The organism is Corallococcus caeni, assembly GCF_036245865.1.
Lineage (GTDB): Bacteria > Myxococcota > Myxococcia > Myxococcales > Myxococcaceae > Corallococcus > Corallococcus caeni.
Genome location: NZ_BTTW01000010.1, coordinates 247,786 through 272,972, shown reverse-complemented (window position 1 = coordinate 272,972; position 25,187 = coordinate 247,786). Strand labels below are relative to the sequence as shown.

At 71.3% G+C, this 25,187-nt stretch carries 20 protein-coding genes; 14 read left to right on the top strand and 6 right to left on the bottom strand.

Translation table 11 applies throughout. The features are described 5' to 3' along the window. The first annotated feature begins 15 nt into the window (after positions 1-15). Together sitA5 and AABA78_RS34060 are read left to right on the top strand one after the other, a co-directional pair. The gene (gene sitA5, locus AABA78_RS34065) at positions 16-1,356 is read left to right on the top strand and encodes a SitA5 family polymorphic toxin (RefSeq protein WP_338269608.1); all 1,341 of its coding nucleotides are present in this window, start codon (positions 16-18) and stop codon (positions 1,354-1,356) included. Continuing rightward, positions 1,356-1,706, top strand: a complete 351-nt coding sequence (locus tag AABA78_RS34060; protein ID WP_338269607.1) for a DUF2019 domain-containing protein — start codon at positions 1,356-1,358, stop codon at positions 1,704-1,706. Before sitA5 ends, AABA78_RS34060 begins: the two co-directional genes overlap by 1 nt. Positions 1,707-1,787: 81 nt before the next feature. On the opposite strand, the gene AABA78_RS34055 is transcribed toward AABA78_RS34060, so the two are convergent. Further along, on the bottom strand, positions 1,788-2,069 hold the full coding sequence (locus tag AABA78_RS34055; protein WP_120529470.1) for a hypothetical protein: 282 nt from the start codon (positions 2,067-2,069) through the stop codon (positions 1,788-1,790). A gap of 235 nt (positions 2,070-2,304) precedes the next feature. Between AABA78_RS34055 and AABA78_RS34050 the strand changes: the two genes are divergently transcribed. The 3 genes from AABA78_RS34050 (at position 2,305) to AABA78_RS34040 (ending at position 5,091) form a co-directional block, all read left to right on the top strand. After that, positions 2,305-3,663, top strand: a complete 1,359-nt coding sequence (locus tag AABA78_RS34050) for an RtcB family protein (protein ID WP_338269604.1) — start codon at positions 2,305-2,307, stop codon at positions 3,661-3,663. Positions 3,664-3,738: 75 nt separating this feature from the next. Then, positions 3,739-4,665 carry a TIGR02266 family protein gene (locus tag AABA78_RS34045; protein WP_338269602.1) on the top strand — a complete coding sequence of 309 codons (927 nt, stop codon included), beginning with the start codon at positions 3,739-3,741 and terminating at the stop codon, positions 4,663-4,665. Between the two features lie 30 nt (positions 4,666-4,695). After that, positions 4,696-5,091, top strand: coding sequence for a VOC family protein (locus tag AABA78_RS34040; protein WP_338269600.1), 396 nt, complete (start codon positions 4,696-4,698; stop codon positions 5,089-5,091). A 6-nt stretch (positions 5,092-5,097) separates the two neighbouring features. On the opposite strand, the gene AABA78_RS34035 is transcribed toward AABA78_RS34040, so the two are convergent. Together AABA78_RS34035 and AABA78_RS34030 are read right to left on the bottom strand one after the other, a co-directional pair. Further along, complete coding sequence (locus tag AABA78_RS34035; protein ID WP_338269599.1) at positions 5,098-5,820, bottom strand: immunity 52 family protein; 723 nt, start codon at positions 5,818-5,820, stop codon at positions 5,098-5,100. A gap of 14 nt (positions 5,821-5,834) precedes the next feature. Further along, on the bottom strand, positions 5,835-7,175 hold the full coding sequence (locus tag AABA78_RS34030; protein ID WP_338269597.1) for a restriction endonuclease fold toxin 5 domain-containing protein: 1,341 nt from the start codon (positions 7,173-7,175) through the stop codon (positions 5,835-5,837). Between the two features lie 117 nt (positions 7,176-7,292). Between AABA78_RS34030 and AABA78_RS34025 the strand changes: the two genes are divergently transcribed. Both AABA78_RS34025 and AABA78_RS34020 read left to right on the top strand, forming a co-directional pair. After that, on the top strand, positions 7,293-8,744 hold the full coding sequence (locus tag AABA78_RS34025) for a metallophosphoesterase (protein ID WP_338269595.1): 1,452 nt from the start codon (positions 7,293-7,295) through the stop codon (positions 8,742-8,744). Positions 8,745-8,847: 103 nt separating this feature from the next. Continuing rightward, positions 8,848-11,283: a PAS domain-containing hybrid sensor histidine kinase/response regulator family protein gene (locus AABA78_RS34020; RefSeq protein WP_338269593.1), complete on the top strand. Its 2,436-nt coding sequence runs from the start codon at positions 8,848-8,850 to the stop codon at positions 11,281-11,283. 7 nt (positions 11,284-11,290) lie between these two features. On the opposite strand, the gene AABA78_RS34015 is transcribed toward AABA78_RS34020, so the two are convergent. Next, on the bottom strand, positions 11,291-12,367 hold the full coding sequence (locus AABA78_RS34015; RefSeq protein ID WP_338269591.1) for a hypothetical protein: 1,077 nt from the start codon (positions 12,365-12,367) through the stop codon (positions 11,291-11,293). 296 nt (positions 12,368-12,663) lie between these two features. Here AABA78_RS34015 and AABA78_RS34010 point away from each other — a divergent pair, with 296 nt between their 5' ends. From AABA78_RS34010 to AABA78_RS34000, 3 genes are all read left to right on the top strand, one after another. After that, a complete protein-coding gene (locus AABA78_RS34010; protein WP_338269672.1) occupies positions 12,664-13,041 on the top strand; it encodes an ATP-binding protein in 378 nt (125 codons plus the stop codon). A 366-nt stretch (positions 13,042-13,407) separates the two neighbouring features. Next, on the top strand, positions 13,408-13,854 hold the full coding sequence (locus AABA78_RS34005; RefSeq protein WP_338269589.1) for a cupin domain-containing protein: 447 nt from the start codon (positions 13,408-13,410) through the stop codon (positions 13,852-13,854). Positions 13,855-14,031: 177 nt separating this feature from the next. Then, entirely contained in the window at positions 14,032-14,931 is a 900-nt protein-coding gene (locus AABA78_RS34000) for an MBL fold metallo-hydrolase (RefSeq protein ID WP_338269587.1), read from the top strand. A gap of 16 nt (positions 14,932-14,947) precedes the next feature. On the opposite strand, the gene AABA78_RS33995 is transcribed toward AABA78_RS34000, so the two are convergent. Next, positions 14,948-17,221 (bottom strand): sensor histidine kinase, encoded by a 2,274-nt coding sequence (locus tag AABA78_RS33995; protein ID WP_338269585.1) that lies wholly within the window; start codon positions 17,219-17,221, stop codon positions 14,948-14,950. Positions 17,222-17,490: 269 nt separating this feature from the next. On the opposite strand from AABA78_RS33995, the gene AABA78_RS33990 reads away from it, so the two are divergent. From AABA78_RS33990 to AABA78_RS33980, 3 genes are all read left to right on the top strand, one after another. Beyond that, positions 17,491-19,725, top strand: a complete 2,235-nt coding sequence (locus AABA78_RS33990; RefSeq protein WP_338269584.1) for a tryptophan synthase alpha chain — start codon at positions 17,491-17,493, stop codon at positions 19,723-19,725. Between the two features lie 147 nt (positions 19,726-19,872). After that, a complete protein-coding gene (locus tag AABA78_RS33985) occupies positions 19,873-20,886 on the top strand; it encodes a hypothetical protein (protein WP_338269583.1) in 1,014 nt (337 codons plus the stop codon). Positions 20,887-21,034: 148 nt separating this feature from the next. After that, the gene (locus AABA78_RS33980; RefSeq protein WP_338269581.1) at positions 21,035-22,246 is read left to right on the top strand and encodes a trigger factor; all 1,212 of its coding nucleotides are present in this window, start codon (positions 21,035-21,037) and stop codon (positions 22,244-22,246) included. Positions 22,247-22,256: 10 nt separating this feature from the next. Here AABA78_RS33980 and AABA78_RS33975 read toward each other — a convergent pair whose 3' ends face one another. Further along, positions 22,257-22,754 (bottom strand): hypothetical protein, encoded by a 498-nt coding sequence (locus AABA78_RS33975; RefSeq protein WP_338269579.1) that lies wholly within the window; start codon positions 22,752-22,754, stop codon positions 22,257-22,259. A gap of 212 nt (positions 22,755-22,966) precedes the next feature. Between AABA78_RS33975 and ppk1 the strand changes: the two genes are divergently transcribed. Continuing rightward, positions 22,967-25,132 carry a polyphosphate kinase 1 gene (gene ppk1 / locus AABA78_RS33970; RefSeq protein ID WP_338269578.1) on the top strand — a complete coding sequence of 722 codons (2,166 nt, stop codon included), beginning with the start codon at positions 22,967-22,969 and terminating at the stop codon, positions 25,130-25,132. The last annotated feature ends 55 nt before the right edge of the window (positions 25,133-25,187 follow it).

Below are 25,187 nucleotides of genomic sequence, written 5' to 3'. Positions count from 1 at the left end.
CCGGGAGGACTCCGCATGCGGCCCTGGTGGTTGATTCCGCTCCTGCTCGTGCTGCTGACCGGATGTGGCGGCGTCACGCGGTCGGTGCGTCTGGAAACAGGCAGGAATGCCCCCATCGTGGTGACACCGCGTCCGGGTGCTACGCCGGTGGAAGTGGACTCGGATGACTTCGAGGAAGCCGTCGCGGTGCTGGCCCGGGCCGTGCGTCCGTCCACGCGCCCCCAGGACGCGGCACGGCGCTTGTGGCAGGTGGAGCCGCGCAGTGGTTCGTACCTGTTCGACCCGCGCAGCCGCCGCATCACCCCGCTGGGGCCGGACGAGCACCTGGAAGGAGCCGCCTCCAGCGCGGACGTGGAGCTGACGCGTGCCTACCTGCGCTGGTGCGAACGCACGGACAGGCCTGGCGACTGTTTGCGCCTGCTGGTGGAGGGACCCACCGTCACCGGGGATGGGCGCTATGCCCTGGCCATGGCGCTCGCCCAGGGTGCCGTGCTGGAGGAGCTGCTGGAAGCCTTCCAGGACATGGCCGATCCCCAGGCCATGCTGACGACGGTCCTGTGGACGTGGACGACGTACCTCGTCCTGCTCGCGGTGCCGGAGCCCTTCTCCAAGGGACTCGCCGCCGTGATGACCGTCACGCTCATCGCCTACGTGGGCGTCGACACCTTCTGGAGCCTCATCATGGGTTTCAAGCAGCTGGTGGAAGCCGCGGACCGGGCCACCACGTTCGGCGAACTGCGCGAGGCGGGCGAGCGCTACGGCAAGGTCATGGGCCGCAACGCGGCACGGGCCTTCGCCCTGCTGGCCACGGCGGCGATTGGCACCACGGCCCCCGGCCTGGCGGCGAAGGTGCCCCGACTCCCCGGAGCCGCCCTGGCGACGGTGCAGGCCGAGTCCCAGCTGGGCCTGCGGTTCGCGGCGGTCGGGGAGGTGGAGACGGTGGCGGTGAGCGCCGGGAGCGTGACGATCGCGCTCGCACCGGGCGCGGTGGCCATGGCCGCCAACGGCGGTGGGGCCACTGCTCCTGCGGGTGCGCCCAGGAGCTGGGGCTCGTTCAGTGGTTTCAAGAAGGCCCTGGGTCCGGCGGGTCCAGGAAAGGAGTGGCACCACATCGTTGAACAGACCCCGGGCAACGTGCAGCGGTTCGGTCCCCAGGCCCTTCACAACACCGAGAACGTTGTCCCGCTGGACAAGGCGTTGCATTCCCGCGTCAGTGAGCTCTATTCCTCGATCCGACGTAACCTCACGGGCACGAGCAGCCTGACCGTACGGAAATGGTTGAGCACGCAGTCGTACGAGGCTCAGCGCGATTTCGGGCTGCGAGCCATCGAGAACGTGTCGAAGGGGCTTTGGTGATGACGCTAGAGGAACTCGTCGAGCAGGTCGCCAAGCATGTCGCTGCCCAGACCGATGCCATCTGGAAAGGCGATTCCAGGACCGGGAACAAGCACGCCAGGAAGTACGGCGCCGCGATTGATCAACTCCTGGCCCACGGCGATGCCGGACGGGATGCGCTCCTGGTGCTGTTCAAGCATGAGCGCATGGACGTGCGGGTGACGGCCGCCGCGACCCTGCTCCGCTACCGGACGGCGGAAGCCAGGGCCGTCCTGGAGGAAGCCGCCCGAGGCCAGGGACTCGTGCCCTTCGAAGCCTCGGAAGCCTTGAAGCGATGGGACGAAGGCACCTGGACCCTGGACCCGGGATAGCCCCCACAACGAACCGTGGCGCCCTCCCCCACCCTGGGAAGGACGCCCGGAATTCCCGCCACGCTCAGGAACAGCGCCGCCCTACATGGACACGGACTTGGCCGGGTCGATGAGGCTCTGGAGCGGATTCGTCGCCTCCGCGGTCTCCTGCTCCACGTCCGGCTGGTAGGCACGGACCTGCGCCTCGCAGTGGTTGCTCTTGCGATTCTGGTGGCAGTGCCGGATGCCGTACACGTGATGGCACCCGCATGGATCCACGCGCTTCTTGGCGCACAGCGACGGATTGAACACCGGAGCCGCCGTCATCTCCACCGGCCCCGCCTGCAACGACATCGCCAGCACCATCCCCGTCAAAAACCCCATCGCCCACCCCCTTGATGCACGCTGGAGAAATGGGAATGCCGATCGGATGCCGCAACCCCCAGGCTTGTCTGAATGCCGCTCCGTGCACTCCCGGCCGTTCCCTCCGTCCACCGCATGGGATTTCCCCCTGGCGCGCGGCAGGCAGGCAGCCAATCGTGTGTCCGGAACCCGGCACCGTCAGGGATGAGGGAGGGCTTCGTCCCTGCCGCGGGTTCACCCACCTGGGGGATTCACCATGAGCTGGAAGCAACACCTGGAAAAGGTCTCCGAGGGCCACTACGTCCTGCCCCGCACCAAGACGATGCGCGTGCACGCGGACCTGTTCCTCTCCGACAAGCTCCTCTGGGGGGAGGAGGGCAACCCGGAAGCCCCCGCGCTGGAAGACGCCGTCTTCGACCAGGTCGTCAACGCCGCCACCTTCCCCGGCGTCACCCGCGTCGCCGTCACGCCCGACTGTCACGTGGGCTACGGCGTCCCCATCGGCACCATCGTGGAGACGGACGGCACCCTGCTGCCCACCGCCGCCGGCTACGACATCGGCTGCGGCATGGTGCAGCTCCAGACCTCCCTCACCGTGGAGGACGTGGCCGACCCCGCGAAGCGCCGCCAGTGGATCAACGAGGTGACCGAGCGCATCGCCGTGGGCGTGGGCGCCACCCGGGCTCGCAAGCAGCGCAAGCTCAACGAGTCCACCGTCAAGGAAGTCCTGCGCCACGGCGCCAAGGCCCTGGGCCGCAACCGCTCCGTCACCGAGCGCGACTTCATCCCCGTGGAGGACACCGGGGTGGACATCCCCGTGCGCGCCTACGACAAGCGCGGGCAGCTGGGCAGCCTGGGCGGCGGCAACCACTTCACCGAGATGCAGGTGGATGAGCAGGGCCGCGTCTGGGTGATGCTCCACACCGGCAGCCGGGGCTTCGGCTGGAACATCGCCAAGCACTTCTTCGTGGAGGGCGCCGCGCAGCTGGGCCTCAAGAGCCGCAGCGAGGACTTCGTCTGGCTGGACGCGGACAGCGCCCTGGGCCGCCACTACTGGAACCTGCACAACATGGCGGCCAACTTCGCCGTGGCCAACCGGCTGCTCATCGGCGAGGCCGTGTGCGGGGCGCTCGAGGACGTGTTCGGCGGGACCGCGAGCATCTACTACGAGATCAGCCACAACCTCATCCAGAAGGAGGGCGGCAAGTTCGTCGCGCGCAAGGGCGCCACGCGGGCCTTCCCCGCCGGCCACCCGGCCCTCAAGGGGACGACGTGGGAGGCCACCGGGCACCCCATCCTCATCCCCGGCTCCATGGAGACGGGCAGCGCCATCCTCTTCGCGCAAGCGGGGGCGGAGAAGTCCATCTACTCGGTGAACCACGGCTCCGGCCGGCGGCTGTCACGGGCCGCCGCGCGCCGGCAGCTCCAGCAGGAGGAGACGGACCGGCGCATGGCGGAGGCCGGCATCCTGCTCAACACCCGCACCACGCCGCTGGACGAGTCCGGGCCCTGCTACAAGAACCTGGACGACGTGCTGGCGACGGTGGAGCAGGCCGGACTCGCCCGGGTGGCCCACCGCCTCAAGCCGGTGGCCTGCATCAAGGGCGCGGACTGAGGGTGGACCCCCCGGAGGGGACTCGTGGGGGAGGCCGGGCGGCGCTAGAGTGGGCGTCCGCCTGGAGCCCCACGCATGCCCCCGTCCCCCACCCCCTCCCGGGAAGCCGAGCTGGCGCGCGCCGAAGCCGACATGGCCCGGCTGGAAGCGCAGCTCGCTGAACAGGTGGCCCGCGCCACCGCCGACGCCGCCGCGTTGGCCGAACGGCTCGTCCGCGTCCGTCAGGCCCTGGCCCGGCCGGAGCATGCCGGGGACTCGCGCCTGTCCCAGTGGGCCATGCGCCTGGAGGACACCGAGTCCCCCGAGCCGTCCCCGGAGCTCGCGCGCCTGCGTGAGAAGGCCCTGGACGCGCGCGAGGCCGCGCTGGACACGCGCCGGCAGGCCGGGCTGGACCTCCAGTCCGCGCTGCGCGTGCAGCAGGAGGACGCCGCCCGGGTGGACAAGGCGCTGTCGTCCGCCGAGTCCGACCTGAAGCGCGTGGAGGCCGCCGCGAAGGCCCGCGCGGAGGCCGAGGAGAAGGCCCGCCGCGCCGCGGAAGCCGAGACCCAGAAGGTCGTCCCGCCCCCCGGGCTGAAGCCGTCCGGAGCGAAGGCGGTGTCCACGGAGACGCCGACGCGCGCGGAGCGGCTGCCGCCCGTGGCCGCCACCCCGGCGAAGAGCGACGGGCGCAAGGCGGGCCGGGTGCGGATGCACACGACCATCGACACGCGCAGCGACTCCAACTTCTTCACCGGCTTCTCCATGGACATCAGCGAGGGCGGCATCTTCATCGCCACGGTGGAGGCGGTGCCGCGCGGCACGCCGGTGGAGCTGGACTTCACGCTGCCGGGGGGCCGGCCGCTGACGGTGAACGGCGTGGTGCGCTGGGCGCGCGACGGCAACGACCGCACGCCGGACCTGATGCCGGGCGTGGGCGTGCAGTTCACCACGCTGCCGCCGGAGGTGGCGCACGCCATCTCGTCGTTCGTGGCCACGCGCGACCCGATGTTCTACCCGGACTGAGCGCCGCGCGGGTCTGTTAGGAAGCCGGGCATGATCGACCACCTGAGCTTCTACGCGACCGACTTCGCCGCCTCGAAGGCCTTCTACGAAGCGGTCCTGCCCGCGCTGGGCGCGGGTCTCGTGATGGAGATGACCGCCACCTGGGACGCGGAGTTCCCCACGCGCCGCATGGCGGCCTTCGGTCCGCCCCAGCGTCCGGTGCTGTGGCTCATCGAGACGCAGACGCCCGCGTCGCCCCGGCACGTGGCCTTCACGGCGAGCGGGCCGGAGGCGGTGGACGGCTTCCACCAGGCCGCGCTGAAGGCGGGCGGCAAGGACAACGGCGCGCCGGGAAAGCGGGCGCACTACCACGCGGGCTACTACGGCGCGTTCGTGTTGGATCCGGACGGCAACAACGTGGAGGCGGTCCACCACGGCGCGCCGTGAGCGGCTTCAGGTGCCCCAGGGGCGCAGGGGCCGGAGCAGCCCCGCGTCCTGGAGGCGCGCCTGGACGTCCGCGGCCAGGGCGACGTGGGCCGGATTGGAAACGGTGAACTTCTCCGGCGTGAGGGTGATGAGCGTGCCCCGGTCCGGGAGGTGCTCCACCTGGACGGGCGCGGGGAGCGGCGGGACGGGGCCGCGGAAGTCGGCGAAGTACATGACCCAGCCGCCGTAGGTGCCGGGCTTGGGGAACTGCTCGGTCACGATGCTGTCCACATGTTGACTGGACGTAGCGAGGGCGAACTCGGGTTCCCATGCGAGCGCCATGGCGCGCACCACGCCGGTCATGACAGGCGCGGTCACCACACGCTCCGCGACCTCACTCTGGCCAAGCGAATTGAGGATGCAATGGGAGTTTACGAAGGTCGAGGAGCCCCCACATCTGCCATTGATCCCCGAGGTTTCATCCGGCGACTCCCCCGCCCAGAGCCAGAACCTGGAGCTATCAACAATCCGGTTGCTCTTCTGACCCAGGAGCTTCGCGAGCGTCTTGGCATCCAGTTGGACCTGTCGCTTGCGTGCCTTTTCGAAGGTCGCCGCGGATTGATGCCAGCGGCTCCAGGTTGGCTCGATTGGAGCCATCATCCCGAGGAAAGACTCCAGGCGACGGGCGCAAGACTCCACCGGCTCAGGCCGGGCCAGCCAGTAGCAAGCCGCGTAATGCGTCTCGAGCATGGCTCCAGCATGCCTCATCGAATCGGCGAGATGGACACCACTTCAATCGGATAGCCGCGCTCCCTGAAGGCTTTCCGGAGGAGGCCGGCGAATCTTCCCTCCGCCACAATCCAGCGGATGCGCTTCCCCTGTGCGAACGTGAATTGCCGCTCCGCCTGGGCGAGCACCTTGTCGAAGCCCCGATAGAACTCCTTCAGCGTCATGTTGTCCTTGATGAACTTCGCGTAGCCCGGGCCCTTGGCCTCCAGCAGGAGGTCCTCCACCAGGTCATAGCCGTCGAAGTCGACCTCGTCGTCTCCCAGACGGACCCGGTACGCGGAGCCCTCCGGCGCTCCCGTCACCTGCGCCTGGTACTCGCGGGCACGCTCGGACATCGACTCCTTCACCTGCACCCACTTGCCCGGGCCTCCTGGACTGCTCGGAGGCGGTGGGCCCACCGTGACCATGGCCACCGCAGTGGACGCGAGCGTCACCTCCACCACTCCGTCCACCACCGCCACCGCGCTCACATCCAGCACGCGCGCCACGCTGAAGCCCGCCTGCGCCGTGCCCAGCCGCACCGCATCCGGGAAGCCCGGCATCAACGTGAGCGCGGATGACAGCCCCACCGTCACGCCGTGACTCACCAACACCGTCACCGCGAGCACGAAGACGCGCGCCACTTCTGGCCCCAAGGCGCCCGCGAAGACTTCCGCCGCCTCCTCCAGTTCCTGGAACGTCTGTGCCCGGTCCGTCGCCGCCTTCAGCGCGCCACAGGCCCGCACCACCGTAAGGAACGACTGCACCCCCACGTACGCCAGGAACACGGCGGCAATCACCGCCGCGGCCTTGGTGAACACGGGCTCCGGAGCCGCCGCCAGCACTACCCAGGACGCTATCGCTCCCGAGACCACGGACACGAAGAACGCTGGGTTCAGCGTGTCCTCCAGCGCATCCCCAATGCTCGCGCGCAGCGGGTCCAGCGACATGCCCACCGCGAGCGTCAGCCGGTCCAGCTCGCCGAAGCCCGCGCCGTCCTCCAGCAACGACAGACAATCCCCCGGAGCCTCATGCGCGCGGCACCACCGTCCGTACCGGTCCCGCAGCATGAACCCGAGCCCCCGGTCCAGCTCCGCGCCCTTCCTCGCCACCGCGCGCACCACCCTCGGTGAGCGCACCGTCAGCGGCACCTCCAACACCAAGCGCGCCAGCGCGTCCTCGAACTCCCGCGCGCTGACCGGCACCCTCCGGTCCCATGTCGCCGGGACATGCGTCCGCGTCCCCTGCTCCGTGCGCAGCCGCACCGTGGGACCACCGGCGCAGCCAGTGATCAGCACGACCAGCAACCCCCACACCCCGGCCTTGCGCACGTTCATCCGTGACACTCATGACACTCCGCGACAGGTGCCTTCACCGACCTCCCCACCAATGCTATGCGCCTCCCGGCAATCCATTTTTAACATGAACACCTAGACTTCACCGGGAGAGTCACCTTGAAGCGCTTTTCCCTCATCGCGTCCCTGGCCCTGACGGGCGTGCTGTCCGCCTGTGGCCCTGGCGAGACGCTTGAACCCCAGCGGACGCCCGCGCAGGACATGGGCAGCACCACGGCGGCGCTGGACTGCGCCGCGCTCAGCAAGCCCGTGTATCACCGCGTGCGGCCGTCCACGGGCGACAGCCTCCTCACCCTCAACGCGACGGAGGCCGCCAACGCGGCCACGACCTACGCGTATACCGACGACCTCGGCACGCCCTTCAAGGCCGCGAGTTCCTCCGGCACCGGGCTGTCCCCCGTGTACCGGCTCTACAGCCCGGGCCGGGGTGAACACATCGTCACCATCGACGCCACCGAGCGCTCGAACCTCATCGCCTCCGGCTTCACCACAGACGAGGGCGTGGGCTTCTATGCCTCCAAGACGGCGGACGCGTGCCTCGTGCCCGTCTACCGCTTCGACAACCCCGGACTGAAGAAGCACCGCCACGCCGTCACCCAGGCGGAGCGCGACGCGCTCACCGCCGCGGGCTGGACCAACGAGGGCATCAAGTTCTACGCCGCGCCTGGCGCCGTGGACTCGAAGTTCACCTTCGTCGTCATCCCCGACACGCAGCAGGAGACCGTCTACGCCCCCACCCGGCTCACCCAGCGCATGCAGTGGATTGCCGACAACAAGACTGCCCAGGACATCCGCTTCGTGCTGCACACCGGCGACCTGCTGGACTGGGACACGCCCGACCACCTCTACTACCAGCGCGCCAGTGACTCGTACCAGGTGCTCGACAACGCCCAGATTCCCTACGCCATCGCCCTGGGCAACCACGACACGGCGGCCGTGTGCCAGGGCGGCAGCGCGTGCCCCGGCAACGTCAACGCCAACCTGCGCAACACCACCACCTTCAACACCTACTTCCCGCTGTCACGCTTCAAGGCCCTGGGCGGCGTGTTCGAGTCCGGCAAGTGCGACAACGCCTACCACACGTTCAGCGCGGGCGGCCTGAACTGGCTGGTGCTGAACCTGGAGCTGTGGGCCCGCACGGACGCCGTGAACTGGGCCAAGACCGTGCTGGCGCAGTTCCCCAGGCATAACGTCATCATCATCACCCACTCACATCTGAACGGCAGCGGCGGCATCGAGCAGTCCAACGGCGGCTACGGCAACAACAGCCCCCAGTACGTGTTCGACAACCTCATCAAGCAGTACGCCAACGTGCGCTTCGTCTTCTCCGGCCACGTGGGCAACGCCGCCTACCGCACCGACACCGGCGTGAACGGCAACACCGTCTACCAGATGCTCAACACGTTCCATGACGGCACCACCAACCCGACGCGGCTCGTGGAGGTGGACACCGCCGCCAACACCATCAACACCCGCGTCTACGCGCCGCTCACGAACACCGAGCGCGCGGACGGCGTGAAGGCGTACAGCAACGTGAACTGGGTGCGCTGAACACATTCCCCGGGTCGAGACTTGCGAGCCCGCTTCCTCCGCGAGGGAGCGGGCTTTGTCATTCGTGGCAATCCCAGCGGTCGCTTGGTATTGAGGCCCGGCCTTGCGTGACAGCCCGACACCTCCTTCCGGCTCCCCCCTTCCGTTCCTCGCCGGTGGCGGCGAGATGGGGGACCGGATGCGCCGGCATGACTGGTCCGCCACGCCCCTGCCCCCTCCGGAGGCCTGGCCCCACTCGCTGCGCGCGCTGGTCCGCATGATGCTGGACGCGGACACGCCCATGTTCATCGTCTGGGGCCCGGAGCTCTGCTACCTCTACAACGACGCGTACCGCCCCTTCATCGGTGCGCGGCACCCGGTGCTCGGCGAGCCCTGCGCGCGGGTGTTGCCGGAGGTCTGGCCGGACCTGAAGCCGCTCCTGGAGCGCACGCTCGCGGGAGAGACGGTCGCCTTCGAGGACCTGCCGCTCACCGTCACGCACGAGGGCATCCCGGAGGAGCGCTGGTTCACGTTCGCGTACGTGCCGGTGCGCGACGACGCGGGCACCGTGCAGGGCGTGTACTGCGCGCCGCTGGAGACGACGGGGCGCGTGCGGGCGGAGCGGGAGAAGGAGGCCGCGCTGGCCACGCTGCACCTGGCGCAGCGCGCGGGCGGCGTGGGCGTCTTCGAGTTGGACCAGGAGACGCGCACCGTCTACACGTCGGAGGAGTTCTGTCACATCTGGGGCCTGCCGGTGCGCCCCGCGTATCCGCTCGCGGAGCTCATCGCGCGGCTGCACCCGGACGACCAGCCCCGCATCCGCACCGTGGACAACATCCTGTCCCGCAACGCGCTGGAGTACATCGAGTACCGCGTCCGGCGCGACGACACCGGCGAGGAGCGGTGGATCGCCCGCCGCGGCGAGGCCCCTCGGGAGGGCGTGCGGCGGTTGCCCGGCGTCGTCTACGACGTGACCGACCAGAAGCGCGCGGAGGCCGCGCTCCAGGTGCTCACCGCCCAACTGGAGCAGCAGCTCAGCGCGCGCACCGCGGACCACGACCGGCTGTGGAGGCTGTCGCAGGAGCTGATGATGGTGTGCGGGCTCGACGGCGCCATCTTCACGGTGAATCCGTCCGCCACGCGCATCCTCGGCTGGACCGAGGCGGAGATGGTGGGCCGCACGGTGCGGGACTTCCTCCACCCGGACGACGTCGCGCCCAACAGCGCGGAGATGCGGCGGCTGGCCGCGGGCATCACCACGCTGGCCTTCGAGAGCCGCTTCCGACACCGGGACGGCTCCTACCGGCTGCTGGCCTGGACGGCCGTGCCGGACGAGGACCGCGTCCACGCCGTGGCGCGCGACGTCACCCGGGAGCGCGAGGCGGCCCTGGCGCTGCGACAGGCCGAGGACGCCCTGCGCCAGGCCCAGAAGATGGAAGCGGTGGGCCAGCTCACCGGCGGCATCGCGCATGACTTCAACAACCTGCTCCAGGGCATCATCGGGTCGCTGGACCTGGTGCAGCGGCGGGTGAGCCAGGGACGCACGGACGAGCTGGGCCGCTTCGTCACCGGCGCGAAGGCCTCCGCGCACCGGGCCGCGGCGCTCACGCACCGGCTGCTCGCCTTCTCCCGGCGGCAGCCGCTGGACCCTCGCCCCACGGACGTGAGCCAGCTCGTCGCCTCCATGGAGGACCTGCTGCGCCGCACGCTGGGGGAGACCATCCAGTTGGAGCTGGCGCTCCTCCCCACGCCGTGGACCACGCTGTGCGACCCGAACCAGCTGGAGAACGCGGTCCTCAACCTGGTCATCAACGCGCGCGACGCGATGCCCTCGGGGGGACGCCTGCGCATCGAGACCGGGAACGCACAGGTCGAGGTGCCCGCGGGCGGCGACCTGCTGCCCGGCGCCTACGTGTGCGTGAGCGTCACCGACACGGGCACGGGGATGCCTCCGGAGGTCATCGCGCGCGCCTTCGAGCCCTTCTTCACCACCAAGCCGCTGGGCCAGGGCACCGGCCTGGGCCTGTCGATGATCTACGGCTTCGCGCGCCAGTCGGAGGGCTCCGCGCGCATCGAGAGCGAGCCCGGCCGGGGCACCACCGTGTCGCTGTACCTGCCGCGCTTCCAGGGCACACCCGGCACGGAGTCCCCGCCCGCGCAGGCCCTGGGCGAGGAGCACCGCGCGCGCGGCGGCGAGGTGGTGGTGCTGGTGGAGGACGAACCGGTGGTGCGCGCGCTCATCGTCGAGGTGCTCAACGAGTGGGGCTACCAGGTGCGCGAGGCCGAGGACGGTCCCTCCGGCCTGCGCCTGCTGGAGTCCCTGCCGCAGGTGGACCTGCTGCTGACGGACCTGGGGCTGCCCGGGGGCCTCACCGGGCGGCAGCTGGCGGACCTGGCCCGGCAGCGGCGCCCGGCGCTCAAGGTGCTGTTCATGACCGGCTACGCCCAGGCGGCGGCCCAGGCGTCCGGGTTCCTCCAGGCGGGCATGGAGATGGTCACCAAGCCCGTGGCCATGGACCTGCTGGTGTCGCGCGTGCAGCGGATGCTGCGGGACGCGTAGCCAGCGCTCACGGCTGGTCGGGATTGCCGATGTTCTGGAAGGGATTGAACGTGTACGTCCTGGAGAACTGCGACGACGGGCTGAAGTAGTACGCGGCCAGCTTCGCGGGGTCCTTGGCGATTTCGCCGCGCAGGATGGGGCCGTCGTCCTGGTCGTCCCAGCCCCAGGGCGCGTTCGCGGAGTTGGTGCCGCAGTTGCCCGCCACCAGCCCGCAGCCGCCGCTGGTGTCGCCCCGGAACGTGCCGTCGGAGGCGAACAGCGTGGTGAGGTCGCGGCGCGGCCAGAGCCCGTCCGTGGGGCTGTAGAGGTCCAGCAGCTTGTAGCGCACGTCCGCGTCCGTGGCGGACGACGGCTGCTCCGCCAGCGTGAGCGACGGGTAGTACTTCACGCCGTCCCCGTTGATGTCGAAGTACGGCCACGCCTTGAGGCCGTGGCCCTTGGCCTCCTGCGCGGTGATGGGGTGCGGCAGTCCTTCGAAGGAGGCCATGGACAGCGTGCCGTCGAGCGACTCCGAGCCCGACGCCAGCGGGCTGCCGGACGGCACGTAGGAGAAGAAGTCCTTGTGGGCCACCGTCACCGCGCCGACGAGCGCGCCGTACTCGCTGCCGTCGCGCTTCACGATGAGCAGCACGCCCTCGCCGTCGTTCTCGTGCTCGGTGTCGAAGAGGGAGTCGGACCAGTCGCGCGGGTGGAAGAACGTGTAGAGCAGGTACCAGTGCGTGGAGGTCTCCACCACGGACTGGTACGCGTGCGCGGTGAGCGCCCGCGAGCCGGTGTTGTCCCAGTTGTTCGTCCCGCTCCAGTCCCCGTCGAAGTCCACGCGGGTGAGGAAGTCCGACTTGCCGCTGAGCGAGTGCGACCCCGTCACGTCCACGTCCTGGTAGTGGATGGGCGCCCAGCGCTTCGTGAGCGCCGCCCGCGCCGAGGACGAACCCACGCCGTTCAACAGCGCCTGACGGCCCTGCGCGAACACCGCCTCCTCTTCATCCAGCACGCCCTCACCGCAGGCGGACAGCCACGTCAGGGCCGTGGTGACGGCCGCGAACTTCAGGACAGGGGGAAGACGGCGCAGCGGTGAACGCATGGGGAACCGGCCTTTCCTTGGGGGAAGGCGGTCATCAGACATCACCGTGAAATCATTGTGAATAAAGGTTTGCTTGAATTTCTTGTCAAAGCCGCATGGCCTTCACGTGACTGCTTCGCCCGTGGGCCGGTCATTTCCAGGAAGGTCCTCCGTGATGAACACCCGAGGGCCCACCGTCTCACCGTGGAAACGCACGGTCCCGGTCCGTACGCCGCGCGCGTGTGCGAGGCGGCGTTTCGGAGGGAAGAACAACGGAACATGGCGGGCCCGGATGATGCAGAGCCGGCCCGGTAGAGATCTGGAGCGCGGGGCGATATCCCAAAGGCATCACGCCTGAATCGCTTACACGTCCGCACCTCTCGGTGCAGCGCAATCCCATCATCGCGGAGGTCTTCTATCGCGCAGGGCTCATCGAGAAATGGGGCCGGGGCACGAACCGTGTCGCCGAGATGTGCCGTGCTGCCGGGCTCTCCGCCCCCGAGTTCGCCGAGGTCACCGGCGCCGTGGTCGTCACGCTGCGGGTGAACGTGGGACAGACCCTGGCTGCGGATCGGGGGGAGCTGCCATCCAAATTTGTCAAGGCCATGGTCGAAGAGGGTCTCCTCGAACGCACCCATCCCGATAACCCCAAGCATCCCGCCCAGTCCTACCGGGCCGTGCGACGGGACGGGTGAGCCGGCTCATGGCTGTGAGGCGACACCTTCCACCCGACACATCGCTGCGACCCGGGCGCCGTGTTTCCTCGCGGCGTCCGGGCCCACCCTCGCGCTCGACCCGGGACGGAGGCCCTCACGGTGTCCCGCGTGGCCATCCAGGCCCCGGGGCCGGGCCCGATCCTCATTCCCGCAGGGCCAGCGGCCCGGCGTGCACCGGCGTGGAAGGCATATCGACGGGGCAAACCCTATCTTACGGGCGCTTTTCCGTCGGATACCGGACCGGCCCTCGCGGCAGGGGGTGAAACACAGGCCCGGACCCTGGCAGAAAGCAAGACAACCCATGAGGGGGTGGGACCGCGTCCCCCCTGAAGGAGTCCCTGTCGCATGAGCACGATTCTCCGGACCCCACCCCTCGCTGGCGGCCGTCCCCCCCGTTGGGATTCGCGCCGCCGGCCTCCGGCCCATCCCGCGCCGGCCCCCGCGTCCCTTCCCGTCGTGGAGAAGGTGAACCTGGCCCACGCCTCCACCGACCTGCCGGCGCCTGGCATTGCCCGGCCCGTGGGTACCCTCCACGGTCAGCCCATGCACCTGGTGCGGCTGACGGGCACCAGCCCCTGGTGCCGGCACGCCACGGGGGATGTCCTGTTCCTCGTCACCCGGGGCGTCCTGCGCGTGGAGCTGCGCGAGCACACCGTGGACCTGGAGGAAGGCGAGCTGCTCATCGTCCCCCGGGGCGTGGAGCACCGCTGCGTCGCTCCGGGCGAAGCGCTGGTGCTGAGGTCGGCCCCACCGCTCGACGGTGAGGCAGCCGGGCAGCCTCCCCCTCCCTGAGAAGCCCTGCCGCAGCCCCCCAGGCGGGCGAGCCCCCGTCCTGTCGCGGGTGTGGTGATTCCTCCCAGGGGGACCACGGCGCACTTTTGCCCTGAACGAATGGATGGGCGGCTTCCCGCGGCGGGCTCACCCGCTGGCGTCGGACGGCTGCCCCCTTCACGAGGACCGGGAGCCACCATGCGCATCCACCACCTGAATTGCACCACGATGTGCCCGCCTGGCCGGCGGCTCATGGATGGGCGGCGCGGCTTCACCGGCCCGGCGGCGCTCACCTGCCACTGTCTGGTGTTGGAGACGCCGCGCGGCCTGGTGCTGGTGGACACCGGCTTCGGCCTCAATGACGTGTACGCGCCCCGTGTGCGGCTCAACGGCCTGTTCCGCGACGTGCTCTGCCGCCCCGCCCTGGCGGAGGAGGCCACCGCCATCCGCCAGCTGGAGCGGATGGGCTTCCATGCCAGCGACGTGCGCGACATCGTCCTCACGCACCTGGACTTCGACCACGCGGGCGGCCTGGACGACTTCCCCCACGCGCGCGTGCACGTGCTGGCGGACGAGTACCGCGTGGCCACCGCGCAGAAGAGCTGGCTGGACCGCGCGCGCTTCCGCCCCATGCAGTGGTCCAAGGAGACGCGCTGGGAGACCTACGTCCCCAACCGCGGCGAGGGCTGGTTCGGCTTCGACTGCGTGCGCGAGCTCAATGGACTGCCGCCCGAAATCCTCATGGTGCCGCTGGTGGGCCACACGCTGGGACACGCGGGCGTGGCCATCGACACCGGGGACGGGTGGCTCTTGCACGCGGGCGACGCGTACTTCTACCACGGGGAGATGGACCTGGACCGCTACCGCTGCACCGCCGGTCTGCGCGGCTACCAGAAGCTGATGCAGAAGGACGGGTGGATGCGCTGGTACAACCTGCGCCGGCTGCGGGAGCTGGTGCAGCGCCACGGCGACCAGGTGACGGTGTTCTGCGCGCACGACTCGCTGGAGTTCGAGCGGCTGGAGGAGCGCGAGAAGCTGCCCTCGGACTTCCCCATCCAGCCCGGACTCGTCGCCCCCGTGCCGTCGCTGCACCTGTAGCGGACCGACGGCGGCCTCACTGCTGGAGCGAGGAGGCCTCCGCCCTGGGCGCCTCTTCCACCGGCCGGGGGATGCGCGGCAGGTCCACCGTGAAGGTGGCGCCCCGCCCCGGCACGCTCTCCAGGTGGATGACGCCGCCGTGCGCCTCCACGAGCTGGCGGGCGATGTAGAGCCCCAGCCCGTAGCCGGCCTCCGCCTCCGCCTTCCGGGTGCGCTCGCGCTCGAAGCGCTCGAAGACGCGGCGCTGGGCCTCCGGCGCGATGCCCACGCCCTCGTCGCGCACGCGCAGCCGCGTGTGCTCCTCGTCCAGCGCGGACACCGACACCGTCACGGGGTGGCCCCGGCCGAACTTCAGCGCGTTGGACAAGAGGTTCGTCACCACCCGGTCCAGGCGGATGCGGTCCCACTGCCCCACCTGCCCGGGCTCCACCTCCAGCTTGAGGTCGCAGCCCGCCTGGGCGGCGGCCTCCGCGAAGCGCTCCACCACCTCGCGCGCCAGCTCCCCCAGGTCCACGGGCGCCGCGTCCAGCACCCGCTTGCCGGAGGACAGCCGCGACAGGTCCAGGAGGTTGTGCAGCAGCTGGCCCAGCCGCTGCGCCTGCCCGCGCGCCGCCACCAGGCCCTGCCGCACGTCCTCGTCGCGGCTGGCCTCCCGCGCGCGCTGCACCTTGCTGAGCAGCAATTGCAGCGCATGCAAGGGATTGCCCAGGTCGTGCGCGGTGACGGCGATGAGGTCCACCGCCTCGCGCGCCTCGCGCAGGAGCCGCGCGTTCACCAGGGCCAGCGCCGCGCGGCCGGCCAGCTCCTCCACCAGCACCTGGTCCGCCTGCGTGAAGCGGCGGTGGCCCCGGGCCGTCAGCAGCACGAAGGCGCCCAGCGTCTCGTTGCCCGCGCGCAGGGGCACCACCATCGACGACCCGATGGCGACGCGCTCGATGAGCAGCAGGTGCTCGTCGGTCTCCGCGGAGGCCTCCACGTCCCGCGGCTCCACCTGCACGTCCATCCGCGAGCGCCCGGTGCGCATCACCTCCCAGACGGCCGGGGGCATGCCCGCGCGCGGGGGAAAGCGCCGCAGGGCCTCCCACAGGCTCGCCTCGCGCTCGGGCTGCACGTGCGTCACCGCGCGGGGCCGCAGCTCACCCGCGGGGGTGAGCAGGTAGAGGATGCAGCCGTCCGCCACCTCCGGCACCAGCAGCCGCGCCACCTCCGCCGCCCTCAGGTCGGGGTCCAGGGACTGGTGGAAGACGCGACCCGCTTCCGCGAGCAGCTCCTGCACGCGCTCGTTGCGCCGCTGCTCGGTGATGTCGCGCGTCACCACGGAGAAGCCCTGGGGTCTGCCGTCCTCGTCGCGCAGCGCGGTGAGGGACACCTCCGCCCAGAAGCGCGAGCCGTCCTTGCGCTGGCGCCACCCCTCCGTGCGCAGCCGCCCCTCCCGGAGGGCCCGGGCCAGCTCCCGCTCCGGCACGCCCGTCGCGGCCTCCTGGGACGCGTAGAAGACGGAGTGGGGGCGGCCCAATATCTCCGCCTCGCTCCAGCCCTTGATGCGCTCCGCGCCCGGGTTCCAGCTCGCGACCCGCCCGCGCGCGTCCAGCAGCACCAGGGCGTAGTCGCGCACGCCCTCCACCAGCGCCTGGAAGCGGTGCGCGCTGGCCGCCGCCTCGCGCCGGAGCGGGTTCAACCGGCGGTGGAGCACCCACGCCAGCGCCGACGCCAGCCCCAGCCCCAGCAGGGACGCCAGGAGCAGCAGCACCGTCTCCCACCGGTCCGCCAGCAACGCCGCATGGTTCTCCCGTGCCAGCCTCGCCAGCATCTTGCGCTCCAGTTCGGCCTGCGCCTCGCGCACCCGCCCATGGGCCCGGGAGAGCCGCGCGCGCGCCAGCTTCTGTTCCTGGGGCGTGGGGTGCTCCAGGAGGGCGCGCAGGGCGGCGTCGTGCACCTGCTCGGCGTCGCGCACCTCGCCCACCAGCGCCTGGTCCTCCGGGGAGTCCAGCCGCGCGCGCAGCCGCTCCTCGGTGTCCAGGAAGCGCCGCCGGGCCCGCGTGGTGTCCTCCACGAGCGACTGTCCGCCCGCCAGCAACGCGCTGTTGGCCAGGGACACCTTGTCACTGAAGGCCCGCCCCAGCTGCCCCACCTCCTGCAGGTCCATGGAGCGCTCCACCACCCGCGACTGCACGGCGGCGCGCGTCAGCAGGAGCGCCCCCACCGCCACCATCAGCAGGACGAACGCCACCACGAGGCTCGCGCCGAGCCCCCACCCGTCCTCCCGTGCCATGCGCCTGGGACCTGCCATGGGTGTCCCTTCCCCGCCGGACGGACGTGTCCCGTTCGCCCCCCGCGTCCGTTCACGGTGGGGGTCCCCCGCCACCGCGCCCACCCCCCTCCCTGGCCCGTCCCGTGTCCACCAGTGCGCGCCTTCCCGGCGGGCGGGGTGGGACAGTGACGCCTTTCCGACCGCTGGAGGCCCTCCGGGGCTTGCCACCGCTTCGCGGGCACCGGGCGGATCCCCACCCTCCGACCCGGGGCCGATGACGGGCCCTTCACGGGTGGCGGGAACGGAGCATGGGGCGGACGGGCTGGCTGGCGGGATGGGTGGTCCTCCTGGGCGTGTGGACGGCGTGCGGCCGGACGCTGCCTGACGACGCGACCTCCGAGCTGTTGAGCCTGAAGCCCCCGTCCTTCTGCACGCCCATGACGTGCGAGTCCCAGGGGCTGGACTGCGGCTACGCCATCGACGGGTGCGGCGGCACGCTGCACTGTGGGGAGTGCGCGGAGGGCCAGGCGTGCGGCGGGGGCGGCGTGCCCAACGTCTGCGGCCCCATGCCCTGCGTCCCCGCCACCTGCGCGGCGCGGGGCGCCACCTGCGGCGCGCTCCAGGACGGCTGCGGCGGCGTCCTGGACTGCGGCGCGTGCGCGACCCCGGAGGTCTGCGGCGGCGCGGGCGTGCCCAATGCCTGCGGGCCCCCGGCCTGTGTGCCCGCCACCTGCGAGGCGCTGGCCAAGACCTGCGGCCAGGTGGCGGACGGCTGCGGCGGCGTCCTGGAGTGCGGTGCGTGCGGACCGGACGAGACGTGCGGCGGGGGCGGCACCGCCAACGTGTGCGGCCGCGCCCCGTGCGTCCCCACCACCTGCGAGGCCCTGGGCAAGGACTGCGGTCCCGTGTCCGACGGCTGCGGCGGCGTCCTGGAGTGCGGCGCGTGCGGACCGGGCGAGACGTGCGGCGCGGGCGGCGTGGCCAACGTCTGCGCCACCCCCCTGTGCCAGGCGGCCACCTGCGAGGCCCTGGGCAGGAACTGCGGCGAGGTGCTGGACGGCTGCGGCGGCGTCCTGGAGTGCGGCGCCTGCGCGGCGGACGCGACGTGCGGCGGCGCGGGCCAGGCCAACGTCTGCGGCACCGGCACCTGCGTGCCCGTGACCTGCGCGGGCCTGGGCAAGGACTGCGGCCGGGTGTCCGACGGCTGCGGCGCGGTGCTGGAGTGCGGAGGCTGCCTCGCGGCCCAGACGTGCGGCGGCGCCGGGGTGCCCAACGTCTGCGGAAAGGCCGCGTGCACGCCCACCACCTGCCAGGCCCTGGGCAGGAACTGCGGGCAGGTCGCGGACGGCTGCGGCGGGATGCTCGACTGCGGCGCGTGCGCGGACGGCCAGACCTGCGGCGGGGGCGGCGTGGCCAACGTCTGCGCGGCGCCCGGCTGCCGGCCCGCCACCTGCGGCTTCCTGGGCGCGACGTGCGGCCAGGTGGCGGACGGCTGCGGCGGCACGCTGGAGTGTGGCACCTGCGCGGCGCCGGAGACCTGCGCCGGCACGGGCGTGCCCAACGTCTGCGCGCCCCCGGAGCCCCTCTGCGTGGACCGCGACCTGGGCAGCGCGCTGCCGGTGTCGCTGACGGGCTCCACCGTGGAGGCCCGGGACGACCACGCCGCTTCCTGCGGAGGCGCGGGCGCCCCGGACCGGGGCTACCTGTGGACGGCGCCGCGCGCGGGCACCTTCACCTTCGACACGGCCCGCTCGGCGGTGCGCTCCGTCATCGCCGTGTACGCGGACGGCTGCGGCGGCCAGGAGCTGGCGTGCGCGTCGGACGGCATCAGCTACGGCGGCGGAGCCCGCGTGGCGGTGACGCTGACGAAGGGCCAGCGGGTCCTGGTGACGGTGGACGCCGTGGCCGGCGGGTCCTTCACCCAGGGCTCCTTCGCGCTGCACATCGACGAGCTGCGCTCCAGCGAGGCCGGCGCCTGCTTCGACAACATGGACAACGACGGGGACCGCTGGGTGGACTGCGCGGACACCGAGTGCCGCGACGACCCCCGCTGCAAGGGCCAGGGCTGCGCCCACCACGACCTGGGCAGCGCCCTGCCCGTCACCTTCCAGGGGGAGACCGCCCTCTCCGGCGACGGCTTCCAGGGCACCTGCGGCGCGCTGCTCCAGCAGGACCGCGCCCACCTCTGGACGGCACCGAAGGCCGGCACCTTCGTCTTCGACACCTCGCCCGCCGGGGACCCGGACGCGGGCGGCCACGCCCTGTACCTCCTCACCGGCTGCCGGGGCACGGAGCTGGGCTGCGCCGCGAACCCACATCCCACGACACAGGGGGCCCCCGCGCTGAAGCTCACCCTGGCCCAGGGGCAGACGGTGCTGGTGGTGGTGGACGGCATGGCCCGGCCGGACCAGGACACCCCCATCCGCTACACCCTCCACGTCACCGAGTGGGTCTCCTCGGAGGCCGGCCACTGCCACGACGGCGCGGACAATGACGCGGATGGCCGGGCCGATGACGCGGACCCGGACTGCCGCGGACGCTGACGCGCCGTGCCACAACCGGGGACTTCCACCCACCTTCTCAGCGGATGTGAGGTGCTACGCAACTGATCGGGGGCCGGCGCGATAATCCCGGCAAGTCGTCCGCAGCCCTTCCCAATTTTCCTCGAACTCCGACGAGGGAGCCCCGAAATGAGCCTCATCGACCGCGCCCGCAGTGCCGTCAGCAACACCATCCGCCACGTGCAGCAGGACCCCATCAAGGCGGCGAAGGACATCGGGACGCAGGCGAAGAAGGGCTACGACACCTTCAACAAGGTGAAGACGGCCGTGAAGGACGGCTTCGACAACGTCAAGAGCCTGAAGACGGACGGCTTCAAGGCGACGCTGAAGGGCAACGTCGACAAGCTGGTCTCCAAGGCCACCGACCCGAAGACGAAGCTGGACCTCAAGGGCAAGCTGGGCATCGCGGGCGGCGCGGTGGGCACCATCACCAACGCCGTGAAGCTGGTGGGCCAGGCCGGCACGGCCATCGGTGACGTGCGCAACGCGGTGCGCTCCGGCTCCAGCGAGGACTGGAACAAGGCGCTGGGCTCCGTCGCCACCGCCGGCAAGACCGCGGTCGGCACCGTCAAGGGCGGCCTGGAGCTGGCCCGCGACGTGACCAAGTTCGGCAGCGCGTACAAGGCCGCCAGCGGCGCCTTCAAGGCCGCCGTCCCGGGCGCCGGCCCCAAGCTGGCCCGCGCCGCCGCCGGCGCCGCCGCCAAGGCCGCCTTCGAGGGGGGCGCCTCCTCCGCCATCAAGAGCGGCGTGCGCACCGCGCTGAAGACCGCCGTCGGTGAGTCCGGCGTGGCCCTGAAGGTCGCCACCGGCACCGCGACCCGCGCCGCCGCCCGCGCCGCGCTGTCCGAGGGTGGCAAGGCCGCCGCCAAGGCCGGCGCGACCGCCGCCGCCCGCGCCGCCGGGGGCACCCTGGCCAAGGCCGCTGGCCGCTTCGCCCCGGGCGCCAACATCGCCATCGCCGCCTTCGACACGGCGAACGCCATCTCCACCCTGCGCGACCCGAACGCCAGCACCACCAAGAAGGTCACGGGCGTCATCACCGCCGTGGGCTCCATCGCCGCCGCCACCAACATCCCGGTGGTCAGCCAGGTGGGCGCCGCCGTCTCCGCCGTCTCCAGCTTCGTCGGCGGCCTGTTCGGCTAGAGCGGACGCGGTGACGTGAGGGCCCCGGGCTACAAGGCCCGGGGATGTCCCCGGAGGGCTCTTTTCTGGTAGGCACCGTGGCCGAGTGAGACGCGCTCGTTTCAATCCCCTCTGGGACCACGGTCGCTACCTGCCAGGAGGCCCTCCGGTGGCCACGAAGAAGAACCCCCCTGAGAAGTCTCCGGCCGCCAAGGCGTCCGGCCCGTCTTCCGCCCCGGCGAAGCCGGCGAAGTCCGCCGCCGCCCCTTCCGGAAGCGTCAAGCCCCCCGCCAGCTCCAGGCCCGCGGAAGCGCCCGCCGCCCCGGTGGAGGCCCCCGTGCGGCAGCTGGTGCAGCGGCTGCCCGTCGCGCCCGGCCTGGGCCACCAGGCGGACCTGCCGGAGGTGAAGGCCCCCTCGCTGGAGAACCTGAACATCCGGGTGCCGCAGGGCGAGGACCTCACGGAGGAGGACCTCCTGGAGCGCTTCCACGAGCTGGCCCGCGCGAAGGCGGAGGCCCGGCCGCGCGCGGAGGGCGAGGCGCTGGCCATGGGCGACGACGTGCAGCTGGACATCCTGGGCTACGCCAACGGCCGCCTCATCCCGCTGAGCACCCGCGTGGGCTACTGGATGGAGCTGGCCCCCCAGGTGATGCTGCCCGGCTTCGCGGAGGTCATCGCCGAGGCCAGCGTGGGCGACAGCGTGGAGGTGGGGCTGGTGCTGCCGGACAACTACCCGGCGGAGCAGCTGCGCGGCATGCCGGCGCGCTTCCTGGTGGACGTGAAGGCCGCGCGCGAGGTGCGCATGCCCGACACGGAGTCGGACGCCTTCCTCCAGCAGCTGGGCCGCGGCTCCACGCACGAGGAGGTCATGAGCTCCATCGTGGAGGAGATGGAGGGCGAGATGGCCGACATGCTCTGGGTGGACGCGCGCAACCGGGTGCTGGACGAAATCGTCGCCCGCTCCAACGTCACCGTGCCCAAGGCGCTGGTGGACGAGGAGATCCGCCGCCGCTGGCAGCAGGCGGAGGGCGAGGTGCTGGCGCAGAAGTTCTTCAGCCTGGAGGAGCAGCAGGAGGCGCTGGACGGCTGGCTGCACCACCCGGGCATCCGCGACGACGTGGAGCGCCGGCTGAAGATTGCCCTGGTGCTCCGCGCCATCGCGCAGCGGGACAAGCTCCAGCTCACGCCGCAGGCCGCGCTGGAGCTGCTCAAGGAGTCCTCGGAGCCCTTCGGCATCACCGAGGCGCAGCTGCGCGAGTCCATGCTGGACCCGGCCGCGTCCGCGCAGATGACCGACGTCGCGTGGCACCTGCTCGCCGTGGAGCACGTGATGACGCAGGCCCGGGTGACCTTCGAGGGCGCCGAGGAAGGGCTCGCTTGAGGGCTGAGCGCTACCCCGCCGGGTTCTTGGGCGCGGCGGGCTGCCCGGGCGCGACGAAGGTGCCCGTGGCGGGGTCTATCTGCCAGGCCGAGTACTGGTGCGTGAGCACGTCGCGCACCTGCCCCTGCTCGTAGCAGACGGAGTACACGACGAAGACCTCGTTCACGAAGTTGGGCCGGCCGTAGCGGTAGCAGTCCTGGGCGCCCTGCTTCTGGAGCGTGAGCGGGTTGCCCAGCAGGCCCCCCACCTCCTGGGTGGTCATGCCCGCGCGCAGCACCTTGATGCCGTGCGGCGTGACGACGGAGAAGGACGTCCCGTTCGCGCGCCAGAGGCCGAGGAAGCCCAGCGCGAGCACCACCGGCACCGCGGCGGCCACGAACCAGGTGAAGGTGAAGCGGCCGGACTTCTTCTGGGCCCCCTCACGGAAGGCCGTGAACAGGGCGTCCGGGGACGTGTCCGCCGGGGCACCGTCTGGAACGGAGGGAAGCGGGGGATTGGGAGCGCTCACCCCTCTTGAATGCCGTCAGTCCGCGCCGGATTCAAGCGATGGACTGCCGGGGAGTCCACAGCCCGTACGCCCCGCTGTCCGCTGCCGGAGTCGTCCAGGGTGGGATACGCCCGGATGTCCGGTTCCAGGCCAGACGTGCAAGTTCACAATTCGCGCGGTGCCGGACTGCTAGAGGGCACACCCTGAGGCTTCATCTCGAGGAGTCACACGTCATGGCGAAGCGCGCCGCCGCGAAAAACACCGCCCAGAAGACCCTGGACCGGGACGTCGTCCCGCCGGGCACGGAGGTGCCGGACAGCGGCCTGTTCTTCAACCGGGAGCTGTCGTGGCTGGCCTTCAACGACCGGGTGCTCCAGCTGGCGGAGTCCCCGGAGGTGCCGCTGATGGAGCGGCTGAAGTTCATCTCCATCTACGCGCGCAACCTGGACGAGTTCTTCATGATCCGCGTGGCGCGGCTGCACGAGCAGATCGCCGCGCGCGTGGGCCGGCTGGTGCCGGACGGCGCGTCCCCCGGCGACACGCTGGACAAGCTGCACACGGGCATCCTGGAGCAGGGCCGGCGCCACGCGGACTGCTTCGAGAAGGTGTTGCGCCCCGCGCTGGCGGAGAAGGGCCTGCGCATCCTGTCCATGAAGGAGCTGGACGCGGACCAGCGCGCGCAGGTGGACCAGCGCTTCCGTGAGCAGATCTTCCCCGTGCTCACGCCGCTGGCCATCGGGCTGGGGCGGCACTTCCCGTACATCTCCAACCTGTCCCTGAGCCTCGCGGTGCTGCTGCGGGACCCGGTGGCGGAGGAGGAGAGCGTGGCGCGGGTGAAGGTGCCCAAGGAGATATTGCCCCGCTTCGTGCCGCTCAAGGGGGGCACGCTCTTCGTGCCGCTGGAGGAGATCATCGCGCAGCACCTGGGGGACCTGTTCCCCGGGATGGAGGTCCTCAACTGGAGCCTGTTCCGCGTGACGCGCGACGCGGACTTCACCGTGTCCGAGGACGCGGAGGACCTGCTCAAGGCGGTGGAGACGGAGCTGAGCCAGCGCCGCTTCGGGGACGTCATCCGCCTGGAGATCCAGGCGGGGATGAACGCGAAGCTGCTGGAGCCGCTGGTGGAGGCGCTGACGCTGGAGCCCCGGCAGGTGTACGAGGAGCACGGCCTGCTGGACCTGGCGGACGTGATGTCGCTGGCGATGACGCCGGGCTTCTCCGAGCAGCGCGACCCGCCGTGGACGCCGGTGACGCAGGCGCGGCTGCGCACGGACAACGAGTCCCCGGACGGCGGGGGCACGGTGATGTCCGCGATGCGCCGGGGCGACCTGCTGGTGCACCACCCCTACGAGTCCTTCACCACGTCGGTGGAGCGCTTCGTGAGCGAGGCGGTGGAGGACCCGGACGTGCTGGCGCTGAAGCAGACGGTGTACCGCACGTCGGACAGCTCACCGCTGGTGCCCGCGCTCATCCGCGCGACGGAGCACGGCAAGCAGGCGGTGTGCATGGTGGAGCTGAAGGCCCGCTTCGACGAGCGCACCAACATCCGCTGGGCGAACGCGCTGGAAGAGGCGGGCGTGCACGTCGTGTACGGGATTCCCAGCCTGAAGACGCACGCGAAGGCCATCCTCATCGTGCGGCGCGAGGGCGAGCGGGTGCGGCACTACGTGCACATCGGCACGGGCAACTACAACCCGAAGACGGCGCGGCTCTACACGGACCTGGGGTTGTTCACCACGGACCCGGACATCGGCGCGGACGTGGCGGACGTCTTCAACTTCCTCACCGGCTTTGGCCGGCCGCGCTCCTTCCGCAAGCTGCTGGTGGCGCCGCTGACCATGCGCGAAGGGCTGATGGAGGAGATCCGCAAGACGGTCGCGGCGCACACGCCGGAGGCCCCCGCGCGCATCCTGATGAAGATGAACGCGCTGGTGGACCCGGGCATCATCCGCGCGCTCTACGACGCGTCCCGCGCGGGCGTGCGCGTGGAGCTCAACGTGCGCGGCATCTGCTGCCTGCGGCCGGGCCTGCCGGGCGTGTCGGAGAACATCCGGGTGGTGTCCAACCTGGGCCGCTTCCTGGAGCACCCGCGCATCTACGCCTTCGACCGGGGCGCGACGTCGCGCTGCTACATCGGGTCCGCGGACCTGATGCCGCGCAACCTGGACCACCGCGTGGAGATACTGGCGCCCGTGGAGGACCCCACCCTGGCCGCGCAGGTGCGCGACGTGGTGGAGCGCTGCATGGTGGACACCAGCGGCGCGTGGGAGCTGGCCTCGGACGGCACGTGGCGGCGGCGCACCGCCGCCACGCCCAACGACAAGCGCTCCGCGCAGGGGGAACTCATGGAGCGCGCCATCCGCATGGTCCACATGCAGAGCGGCCGCCCCGTGGGGTGAGCCCCAGGGCTCGGACCCGGGGGTGAAACGGGGAGCCGCGCGGGGTGGGAAGGCT

What these genes read in the sequence shown, in the direction of transcription:
- sitA5 (WP_338269608.1), top strand. Translation starts at nt 16, where the DNA reads ATGCGGCCCTGGTGGTTGATTCCGCTCCTGCTCGTGCTGCTGACCGGA.
- AABA78_RS34060 (WP_338269607.1), top strand. Translation starts at nt 1,356, where the DNA reads ATGACGCTAGAGGAACTCGTCGAGCAGGTCGCCAAGCATGTCGCTGCC.
- AABA78_RS34055 (WP_120529470.1), bottom strand. Translation starts at nt 2,069, where the DNA reads ATGGGGTTTTTGACGGGGATGGTGCTGGCGATGTCGTTGCAGGCGGGG.
- AABA78_RS34050 (WP_338269604.1), top strand. Translation starts at nt 2,305, where the DNA reads ATGAGCTGGAAGCAACACCTGGAAAAGGTCTCCGAGGGCCACTACGTC.
- AABA78_RS34045 (WP_338269602.1), top strand. Translation starts at nt 3,739, where the DNA reads ATGCCCCCGTCCCCCACCCCCTCCCGGGAAGCCGAGCTGGCGCGCGCC.
- AABA78_RS34040 (WP_338269600.1), top strand. Translation starts at nt 4,696, where the DNA reads ATGATCGACCACCTGAGCTTCTACGCGACCGACTTCGCCGCCTCGAAG.
- AABA78_RS34035 (WP_338269599.1), bottom strand. Translation starts at nt 5,820, where the DNA reads ATGCTCGAGACGCATTACGCGGCTTGCTACTGGCTGGCCCGGCCTGAG.
- AABA78_RS34030 (WP_338269597.1), bottom strand. Translation starts at nt 7,175, where the DNA reads ATGAACGTGCGCAAGGCCGGGGTGTGGGGGTTGCTGGTCGTGCTGATC.
- AABA78_RS34015 (WP_338269591.1), bottom strand. Translation starts at nt 12,367, where the DNA reads ATGCGTTCACCGCTGCGCCGTCTTCCCCCTGTCCTGAAGTTCGCGGCC.
- AABA78_RS34005 (WP_338269589.1), top strand. Translation starts at nt 13,408, where the DNA reads ATGAGCACGATTCTCCGGACCCCACCCCTCGCTGGCGGCCGTCCCCCC.
- AABA78_RS34000 (WP_338269587.1), top strand. Translation starts at nt 14,032, where the DNA reads ATGCGCATCCACCACCTGAATTGCACCACGATGTGCCCGCCTGGCCGG.
- AABA78_RS33995 (WP_338269585.1), bottom strand. Translation starts at nt 17,221, where the DNA reads ATGGCAGGTCCCAGGCGCATGGCACGGGAGGACGGGTGGGGGCTCGGC.
- AABA78_RS33990 (WP_338269584.1), top strand. Translation starts at nt 17,491, where the DNA reads ATGGGGCGGACGGGCTGGCTGGCGGGATGGGTGGTCCTCCTGGGCGTG.
- AABA78_RS33985 (WP_338269583.1), top strand. Translation starts at nt 19,873, where the DNA reads ATGAGCCTCATCGACCGCGCCCGCAGTGCCGTCAGCAACACCATCCGC.
- ppk1 (WP_338269578.1), top strand. Translation starts at nt 22,967, where the DNA reads ATGGCGAAGCGCGCCGCCGCGAAAAACACCGCCCAGAAGACCCTGGAC.